This is a genomic window from Nocardia sp. CC201C (genome assembly GCF_030010695.1).
GTDB classification, from domain to species: Bacteria; Actinomycetota; Actinomycetes; order Mycobacteriales; family Mycobacteriaceae; genus Nocardia; species Nocardia otitidiscaviarum.
In genome coordinates this window covers 1-1,941 of sequence record NZ_JASCXP010000687.1, presented here as the reverse complement: position 1 = coordinate 1,941, position 1,941 = coordinate 1, and the positions used below count along the sequence as shown (strand labels likewise).

At 74.1% G+C, this 1,941-nt stretch carries 1 protein-coding gene; it reads right to left on the bottom strand.

What is annotated here, in order from left to right:
* Positions 1-200: 200 nt before the first annotated feature.
* A partial coding sequence (locus tag QK444_RS35920; RefSeq protein ID WP_282786526.1) for a helicase-associated domain-containing protein occupies positions 201-1,941 on the bottom strand: 1,741 nt, incomplete at its 5' end.

Sequence of the window (1,941 nt, the reverse complement as noted above, 5' to 3'; positions counted from 1 at the left end):
GGCCCCCCCCCCCGGGGGGGGGGGGGGCCGATCGTGCTTCCGGCGGTCGAAGCCGTGCCCGAAGCCGCGAACCCGGCCGGTCAGCGCCATACGCGCGCCGCCGCGCTTGGTGCGGGGACGGAACAGGCGCAGCACCCTCCGGCCGCCGGCGGCCCACCCGATCGGAGTCGGCGAAGCTGTGTCACCGGAGCCATGGCGGCTCAGTCGACCAGGGCCACCGAGGCGATGCGGTGCAGCGTGAAGGTGCGCACCGTGCCGGTCACCGTGTCCAGGGCGTCGAGTTGGCCGCCGCCCACCTTGACCGGCTCCACCACCCGCTGGGTGGCTACCCCCTGCGCGTCCACATAGCCGATGTGCACCGGACGGTGGACCCGGGCGGCCAATTGCAGCAGGGCGAGGGTGGCGGCGGTGCTGGTGCGGGTGCCGTCCGAACGCACTGCCTGCCCCGAACGCGCCTGTGCCGCAAGCTCTCCCGCGCGCAGCTCGCCCACCAGCGACCGCAGCTGCTCCGGGCTCGGTGGGTTCGGACGGTACACCGGCCGCGCATTCGGCCGCGGGGCGACGCGGATGCCGCGCGGCCGCAGATCCACCACGACCCCGGAGGAATCCTCACCGGCCGGGCTGAAACCCGCCGCCCGCAACTGCTCCAGCACCTCGCCCAGCGGCGCCTGGGAGATCGCCACCGTGGGCGCGACGGCCCGCAGCGCCAGCTGTCCGGCCACCGGGGCGGCCAGCACCTCGGCCAGCAGCGCCGGATCCTCGCTGCGCACGAAGGATTGCGCCATCCCGACCCGCAGCCGGCCGTGGCGGCGCGCCACATCGTCGATGAGGTAGGTCAGCGACTGCGGAACCGGGGTGCGCGAGTGCGTGGTGAACAGATTGTGTAGTTCCGCGGCGGTGGCTCCGGCGTCCAGGGCGCGCCGCACGGACGTGTCGCTGATGCGGTACACCGTTGCGGCACCGGCGGATTCCACCTCGGCGACCAGGGAGATGCGGTCCTGGAGTTCGGGGGTGAGCGGGCCGGGCGCGATGACCGTCAGATCCGCCTGCACCAGGACGTGGTCCACCGGTTCCGGCAGCGCCGCCGCCATCGCGGCCTCGGCATCGGCGGGACCGGATTCGTTGCCGTGCAGCAGGGCTCGGCCCGCAGAGGTGAGCGCACCGTGCGCCACCAGTCCCAGCGCCTGTGCCTCGGCCAGGGTGCTCGCCACCGCGTCGGTGCGGAAGTGCCGCCGCCAGCGTGGCTGCCGCCAGGCCAGCACCCGGCTCAGCTCCGCCGCCGGTACCGCTGTACCGGACGGAAATTCGCCCAACAGGTCGAGGATGGCGCGGCGATCGCGAACGGCGTGCAGGGTACGCAGCTCGGCCGACAGCGCCGCCAGGGGTTTGTCATTGGCGTCGCGCAGGCCGATCATCCACGGGAAGCGGTCCAGCTCCAGCCAGGCGCGGGCGAGCACCACCCAGCGTTTGGCGGGTGCGGCGGCGTCCCAGGCATCGGCGGTGGTGGTGGGGGCCCAGTAGTCGTCGGCCTCGGTGTCCGGTGCGGGTTCGGGAATGCCGCGGTCCACCAGACGGGCCGCGGTCAGCACCTCGGCGAGTAGCCCGAGGCGAGCCTCGTCGATACCGGTCTGCTTGGCGATGCGCCGGATCTCGCGCACCCCGAGCCCGCCCGAGCGCAGCACGGGAGCCGGTGTGCGGCCCAGGGATTCCAGCAGTGTGGCGCTGTGGCGCAGCAGTTCGCCGACCTCGCCGGCGGCGGCCGCGTTCACATCGGCGGCGGTGAGTTTGGTGGTCGCGGGCTGCGGCGGGGTGAGCGCGTGCGGATCGGTGGTCGGTTCCCGCCGCAGCACCTGGCCGACCATGGGCGGCAGTTCGACGGTCTCCGCGTCGATCCAGTTCAGCAGGCGGCGCGCCAGCAGCCGCCGCACCGGACGGTCGGCG